This is a genomic window from Bacillus sp. ISL-7 (assembly GCF_018613065.1).
This window is the reverse complement of record NZ_JAGGQW010000092.1, coordinates 1-7,841: the sequence shown is the minus strand read 5'-3', so window position 1 is coordinate 7,841 and position 7,841 is coordinate 1. Positions and strand designations below refer to the sequence as shown.

Genomic DNA, 7,841 nt, shown 5'->3' with positions numbered 1-7,841 from the left:
TTTTTTTTTGCATATCTTAAATATTTTTTCCAGTTTTTAGGATTCATTTTTCAGTGGTTTCGAACCGTCACCGTGGCGTTCTTCTTCAAAAGTTATTCCATATTAGAATTCGAAATATCGGCCTCAATCCTGCTCATGAACTCTTCTGCTGCGCTGTATCCTTGCTGCCTTAAATACCAGTTATTTGCCGCAGCCTCAATTAACCCCGCTACATCACGCCCTGGCTGGAGTTGGATTTCCATAGATGGAATCTTAACATCCATATATTCCGTAAATTGAAGTTCCTGGTCCAATTCATTATTCAAATCATCTTTCTGCCATTTCGTTAATTTTATATCGAGCACAATTCTTGATTCATCTTGAAAAGCCTTGCGACCGTATAAGCGAACCACATTCAGCAACCCTATACTACGAAGAGCCAAAAATTCCTTGGTTTTTTCATCATGTGTACCGAGGATGGTTTGCGGGCTAAGCTTCTTCAGGACAACAATATCATCAGCAACCAGCCGGTGTCCTCGACGAATTAACGTATGAGCTGTTTCGCTTTTCCCTACCCCTGAATCACCGCGAAGTAAGATCCCAATGCCAGACACATTCATACAAACTCCATGCACAGCAATTTCTGGGGCTAATTCCTTTACCAGATACGCATCCAATCTGGTGATAAACTCTGAAGTGGTCTCAGGCTTGTTTGTAATTAATAAGGGAATACCCTGTTCAACACAATGGTGAGTTAAATAGGTAAGTCCTTCTTCACCAGCCGTAACAATAAAACATGGCGGGTGATAGTGAACGATATTTCCGATTCGTATTTTACGTTCCTCTTTACTTAACTTATGTAAATAGGTAATTTCCTTTTTTCCTAGAATTTGAACTCTCTCCATCGGAAAAAAATCAAAATGGCCAACAAATTCCAAGCCAGGGCGATGCACACGTGATTGCGTAATCATTTTCTGCAGTTGATTTTCCCCAGCTACTACTTTCAATGAAAACTTCCGAACTAAGTTTTCGACTGTTATTTTTTTCACCTTATATTCACCGTCCTAATAGCCTATCTATAGTTGAATTATACTTAAGAAAAGAGGAATCGTCATCCCTTTACGAAATGATTCCAATTATTTGGTATGGTTTCAATTCCTCGAAATGAAGGGCTTTGACGCAACAACGTCGAATTTTAAAGAGGTGTTTGTTAATACTAGTCAAAAAAACAACTTGAAGAATGACTTAGTTTACTGAAATGTGGATTCCTGTTGTTCTGAAATAAAGAGAGAAAAGGAGGGATGGAAATGTCCTATATCGTTGATTTTAAAAATGTGTCTACGGTTGGTTTAGAGTCTTCACCTATAGTAGAAGCTCTGGCTGGTTTACGTGCTAATGAAGCCCGTTACTTTATGAACAAATACAAGCATGAATTTACGGTTGTACCAGCTAGCGAAAGCCGGGAGACCCTTGATTATGTGAACCGAATTTTGAAAGAAGAACGTGATATTGAGTTTGCGGCTAAACGTGGGAGGTCAAGACTACGGCGATTCCTTTACTTAGCCACAATGAGCCTTGTGATGAACAACCCAGAATTTAAAGCAATACACGCTCATAATGTTAAAGTTAAAAAAATGAAGAAAATGAAATCTATTATGAAATTGGTTGGTAAATTAGCTCGGATATTTGTAGGCATTGCTAAACGAAATGAATCCTATTGTCCAGAAAAAGTACAACCTTTAACTACTTTAGCAGCATAAGAACTTATAGATTCTTAGAAACACTTTCGAGTTTCCCGAAAGGGAAGACTCCAATAAATAATAATAAAAAGTGATTGTTAGTTTTACAGTTATCGAATGTTGGCTTATTCGTTAGGATTTCAAACATGTACGGAGTACCAGGTTTGTTCCACAAAAGGGCTTTGACCCATCCCGTTAGCACAACTGGCCTCCACCCCTTGGATAGGCATGACGAAGGAATGATAGGGCATTTGACCCGTTGAGACATGGGAGGGAAAGCCTCCAGGGGCGGCGTGGAGCATGTACATCATATGGTAAAATATGGAGTTATTTTTCACTCCTCTATTTCCCTATGCCTTCACGAAGCCAAAAAATCTGAACTCATTTCATTAAATCGTCAACCCTATTCCAAAGGTTATGGAATCCTGCGAATTAGCGAGCATTCGGGAGAAAATCGTATTTAACTGAGGGAGTGGAACAAGAAAAAAGGCTGCCGCAGCAACCTCTTGTTTAACTCAAGCACCCGTTACTTTAAGTACAATTCTTAACAATCTCCTTCGTTAATGGGCAATGCTTTTTATAGCATCACACCGATAATAAAAAATTTTGTCATTCTTTAGAATTAATAACTTTCGCCAACCCTAACGCTAAATTCCGTGTGAGTATAACTGAAACTAATTTTTTATCCTTCAGCTGACAATTAATAATTAGTATAACCTCTCCGTGTTTTTCATTCCGTACCAGTTTAATTTGCTTTTTTTTATTCTTCCATTTATACAATATTATTTCGATTACTAAACCAATAATAATGCCCCTGGCTGCACCAATTAGTCCCCAGTATATAGGTCCCCATTCTAATTCAAATCCCTTGCTGGCTAAAATAGTTGATAATACAACTGCTAAAGCAAAACCCTTATCTAAAAACGAACGACCGTCAGAATGATTAAGGGAGTCAATGAAGGGTATCTATTCAATCCGAATTAATTCCTGTAAATGAATATTTCACTAAATTTTCAACATAAACATCATCCAAATTTTCACCTATCACAAGCAATCTATAGAAAATTGGCCCGTAAATGAGGTCAATGCTTAAATCGAGATCGAGATTTCCCCTCAATTCCCCGCGCTGAACCCCCCGTTCCATAAGATGTCTAGCCTCAAGCCGGCGAGGATGGAAGTATCTGGTCCGGTATGCCTTCGCCAGCCCTGAATCAAATTGCCCTTCACCAATCAGCTCCTTAATGATTTTACCCTCCCGACTGGTCAAAAACCGAGCTAAACTAGTGGCATGGATGAGTATGTCATTAAATACTGAACCCGTGTCGGGCACCGGCAGTCTTGCCGCAGCAGCAGATAGAAAGCCGTCCATAACAACTGCTGCTTTGTTGGGCCACCATTTATAAATGGTGGCTTTACTAACCCTGGCCCGCTCAGCAATTTTCTCTACAGTGACCGTTCCAAAGCCATTTTCCAACAACAAATCATATGAAGCAGAAAGGATAGACTTTTGCGTTTCAACATTACGTGGACGTCCTCTTTTGGCATTCACACGAATCCTCCCCTTTACAATAAAAACTATACGTTCATTATACTAAATATTCAACAAAAAGAAAAAATAGCTATTTACAAAACCGAACGTACAGTATATTATTTAAATATCAATTACTAAACTATACGTATATTATTTAATTTGTGATGGCAGTACTGAATATTGTTAGCCCTGCCGCACACACAAAAAATGAAAATGGGGAGGATTACAATGCAAACGAATCAAGTTATCGAGGGTAAACGCATTTCAAGCTGGATTATGTTTCTGTTAGCGTCCGCATGTGGTCTTATTGTCGCCAATCTTTATTATGCGCAAACCCTGGTAGGACCTATCAGTGTCTCTACGGGTCTTTCTTCCGCAGCAGCAGGATTAATTGTCACCTTAACACAAATCGGTTATGTTGCAGGGCTGCTGTTTATCGTACCGCTTAGTGACATTATTGAAAATCGGCGCCTCGTGGCAGTATCACTAATTGTTGTGGTATGTGCATTGCTTGCGGCAACATTCGCCTCAAATGCGCTATTTTTCCTGACTGCGTCCCTGTTTATTGGACTGGGATCTGTGGTAGCCCAAATACTGGTTCCCTATGCCGCCCATTTAGCGTCTGAAGAGCAGCGCGGCCGCGTGGTCGGAAACGTGATGAGTGGACTCTTACTCGGAATTATGTTTGCCAGGCCGGTGGCAAGCTTTATAACCAGCATTTGGGGATGGCAAACAGTATTTGCTTTATCGGCGATTGTTATCGCTCTATTGACGGTTCTGTTGTCACGTATTCTCCCTGAGCGTAGACCTTCACCTACGCTCAACTACGGTAAATTAATTGTCTCTTTAGGCACCCTCTTAAAACAAACGCCTATATTACGCCGCCGCGGCATTTATCAAGCTTGTTTATTTGGCGCCTTTAGCCTGTTTTGGACTGTGGTTCCTTTGCGATTGGTGGATGATTTCGGAATGTCCCAGCAAGGCATCGCATTGTTTGCATTGGCAGGTGTGGGAGGCGCGATAGCAGCTCCGATAGCTGGAAGACTGGCGGATAAAGGCTGGACCAAATTTTTGACCGGACTGGCAATGATTATTGCCACCTTGTCTTTTTTGCTAGCATATCTTTTTCAAGGTAATTCAACAACGGCTCTCACATTGCTCATTCTTGCTGCTATTATGCTGGATGCGGCCGTATCGGGAAATCTTGTTCTTGGACAGCGGGCGATTTATTTATTGGGGAGTGAAGCAAGAGGCCGACTGAACGGACTTTTCATGTCTATATTCTTTATTGGCGGAGCAATTGGCTCTTCTTTGGGCGGTTGGTCTTATGCTCATGGCGGCTGGAGTTTCACATCTCTAATTGGAGTTGTTATGCCGCTTTTAGCCTTACTTTACTTTCTTACTGAAAAAAGTACCATCCGTAAAGGACGTTGAAACCCTTGCAGATGGTTCAGGGCAGTGAAACTCCCCCAAAAGCGGGAGAGGACATTGCAGGCAGCGATGAGGTTCGGGGGTTCGATTCCCCTTGGCGCTATAAACAAAACACCGACTATAGCAGGTCGGTGTTTTTCGTTTTCTTAAATACACTTTTGTTAATAATACAGTAAATATTAAGTCGTATTTCTTGTTCATCTAAACTCCCTTTAGTTTCAGTACATTTCTTCACAACCTCACCTCAATTCTAACATAAATATCCAGTTTTGTTTGAGAGCCTTACTCCATTAAATGGCCCAATTGTTGAACAAAGATCTAACAGCACTCTTGAACTAGTCGAGTAGAAGGGAGCCTTTCTACCTTGCGGTAAATTGTACTCCACCCCCCTCCCAGAACCGTGCTTGCACTATTAATGCACACGGCTCCTCCTAGTTACCATTCACAAAAATACATTAATCTTTTAATATTAGATTTTGCTAATTTTGCTATCCTTAGTAGTTTTGTTTCCATTTATTATACCTACCTCTGTGTGTAGAAGATGTTTCCCTACTAAGGGCGATAACTGGTAGCTAGCCTTTCCTCCATCGGCATTACCCAACTTCATTGGTACTACGCTGCTATCCGACTCCCTACACCGGCGTTTGGCTTCCTTACTTTTTATCGCTTGTACACCATACTCTTCTTATAAGAAAAGACCGGTAGGGTCTCCCGAGTTGCCATATCATATCAATGTGTAACGTGCCAAGGTCTCTGACTCCAGAGAGGTTTTATCCATCTTGCCTTAAACGAAGGATAAAATGTAGCTTTCTGCTGCAGGTAAAGCATCAGCCCTCTCGTTTTACTAACATTATGGAGCTCAATCCCTTCAACCAATTGGCTTTCGGCCCGCCACCTAACTGTCTACGCTTAAAGACTCAAGTTACCTTTAGCCCTCCAAGACTCGCTACGAGCGAATGGCTAGTTCTTACTCGACGGGAATCCCACCCGTTATATGATACGACCTAGGATCGGCCGCACACCTGCTCCGTTAGCTGAATATGAAAAAAGGATCGCCGCAGCAATCCCCGTTCTTCAACTCTTGAACCCGTTAGTTACTTAAGGAAATATAACAAGTTAACAAAAATACTAATGCAATTACTTGATTACACAAAAAATTTTAAAGAAAAATCAACCCGTACAATAATCCAAGAAAACCTATATAAAATATTATTGCCCATGACTCTAATGGTTCATAAAAGAAACCAAAAAGGATTCCAATTCTTTCCTTAATACTTTTTGTCTCCTTTAAGTCCTTAAATAATAAAACAAGAGGAATTATCATACATACTAGACTAATACTTATAACTAAAATTCTCATATTTTACTCCTGAAATTATTGTACTCTACTCTTCAACAAACGCACCCTTTAGCTTAAGTACATTTCTTCACAATCTCCTTGAGAGAAAAATAAAGCCATAATAGCAGTCTCGTGAGAACCACCCTGACCAGTGTGACGTTCGGATCTTGGCGAACTCACCTCGCTGAAAGGAATATTGTAAACAAATCAAAGAAATTTGTGAATCTGACCCTTTAGAAAAGTTACACCTTGTCCAAAGAAAGACCGCTATCAAAACGCAAGTAGCGGTCTTTCCTTGTATTTTCAAAGGTTAACTACTGCTCTCGTCACTACTTTCATGATGGTGATGATGATGATGGTCGCTGCTTTCTTCCCGGTCACCCTCGTAAGCTAGTGTTGCGGGGTTTGTCTTGCCAAATGTCAGAAAGGTCGGCACCCCTAACGGTCCGCCATTTTTATAAGGAGGGATGATCTCCTTGAACTTCTTGCTATGAACATTGTAGCGCCGTACTGAACCGGTAAATTCTCCTGTTGGTTCACCCGTTTCAGGGTCGAACGGGCCATTGATAGGAACAAACAGTTTTCCCTCCGGTCCAAACAAGATTCCTTCTGCAAAGGCTCGTGGCTGTCCGGCGGCATAGAGGTCAATCTTGTCGATAAGTTTGCGTGAATGGCGGTTGACAACCAGAATCTTGTCTGTGTCATTGACGTCTGCACGGAAACTAGTGACATAAAGATTACCGTCAGGACCGAAAACCAAGCCGTCCGGTCGGTGGAGTTCTGTTATGTCGTCGTTGCTAATGAACACATCAAGTAATTTATTTATCTTCGTATCAAAGCGAAGCACCCAGCCTTTATTTGGAGCTAAAAAGTCAAAGGCGGAGACATACAGCAAACCGTCTGGACCGAAGACCAATCCACGGGGGTGGAAAGGGCTGAAGCCGGAGTGGTCGAGGTTGCCTAAAAACGCCCCACTGAAGCCATCATACATCTTCAATTCTCCTGGTACTTCTATACCCGTATCAGGGTCTAGGTCACCCCTGTCCGCCACAAACAGTACATTTTTTTTCGAGAGGACGATGCCGTATGGAGCAAACGGGGCATCTGGATTGGACGGGACGAGTTGTCGTAGAAACTGACCAGTCTGTCCGTTGTACTGTAATACATTACCATTTACAGGTTCATTCACTCTTTGGTTAGACACAAGAAGATTCCCACCATGGTCGAAGATAAGTCCTCGGGGACCGTTTAAGGTGTTGTCGCCTGATGGAACAAAACTACCAAGGAACCTTCCCGTTTCTGAGTCGAAAGTATTCACAGTGTTATCGTTGCCGTCACCAATGTAGAGATAGTCATTTCGTAATTTCACTCTAGTAAAAAACTCCCTTCTATTAATATTTTTTTAGAATTAAAAAATAATTTTTAATCCAATTTTAATATATTCATTTGATAGCTTTTTGTATGGGACAAACTCGCTGATAAAAAAACACAATTTTTAAAATTTAATGAAATTGATTAAATGTCCTCTCGTATGCAAATACAAACGCCAAATGGTCAGCTAACTCTTACTTTGCTCCATTCATCGTTAATGGGATGAGGTGGGTGTGGGATGCCGCCCTCAACTACTATGAAGTCGGCAATACCGAAGAACATAGTCGTCTCTGTTTCTTGTAATGTTCGATACTTTTCATACTTCAACTAAACTGCCCGTTACTTGAAGAATCGAGTAGGAGGGGGTGATTAACCCCCGACTCCGGGTAGAAAGGTCGCCCAATTGGCGACTCAAACCCCCACAGAACCCGGCGTGCGGATTTCCCGCACC

At 41.5% G+C, this 7,841-nt stretch carries 5 protein-coding genes; 2 read left to right on the top strand and 3 right to left on the bottom strand.

The window, feature by feature from the left end; all coding sequences use genetic code 11:
* Positions 1-92 precede the first annotated feature (92 nt).
* A complete protein-coding gene (gene hprK, locus J7E66_RS29520) occupies positions 93-1,028 on the bottom strand; it encodes an HPr(Ser) kinase/phosphatase (protein ID WP_215007052.1) in 936 nt (311 codons plus the stop codon).
* Between the two features lie 258 nt (positions 1,029-1,286).
* On the opposite strand from hprK, the gene J7E66_RS32705 reads away from it, so the two are divergent.
* On the top strand, positions 1,287-1,739 hold the full coding sequence (locus J7E66_RS32705) for a hypothetical protein (protein WP_308162630.1): 453 nt from the start codon (positions 1,287-1,289) through the stop codon (positions 1,737-1,739).
* Positions 1,740-2,688: 949 nt separating this feature from the next.
* Here J7E66_RS32705 and J7E66_RS29505 read toward each other — a convergent pair.
* Positions 2,689-3,267, bottom strand: coding sequence for a TetR/AcrR family transcriptional regulator (locus J7E66_RS29505; protein WP_098530123.1), 579 nt, complete (start codon positions 3,265-3,267; stop codon positions 2,689-2,691).
* A gap of 210 nt (positions 3,268-3,477) precedes the next feature.
* On the opposite strand from J7E66_RS29505, the gene J7E66_RS29500 reads away from it, so the two are divergent.
* Positions 3,478-4,683 (top strand): MFS transporter, encoded by a 1,206-nt coding sequence (locus tag J7E66_RS29500; RefSeq protein WP_215007049.1) that lies wholly within the window; start codon positions 3,478-3,480, stop codon positions 4,681-4,683.
* 1,646 nt (positions 4,684-6,329) lie between these two features.
* Here the strand turns inward: J7E66_RS29500 and J7E66_RS29495 are convergent.
* Positions 6,330-7,388, bottom strand: a complete 1,059-nt coding sequence (locus J7E66_RS29495; protein ID WP_215007046.1) for a Vgb family protein — start codon at positions 7,386-7,388, stop codon at positions 6,330-6,332.
* Positions 7,389-7,841: the final 453 nt, after the last annotated feature.

Bases quoted from the DNA above. Each gene is read 5' to 3' on its own strand.
- J7E66_RS32705 (WP_308162630.1), top strand. From the start codon at position 1,287: ATGTCCTATATCGTTGATTTTAAAAATGTGTCTACGGTTGGTTTAGAG.
- J7E66_RS29500 (WP_215007049.1), top strand. From the start codon at position 3,478: ATGCAAACGAATCAAGTTATCGAGGGTAAACGCATTTCAAGCTGGATT.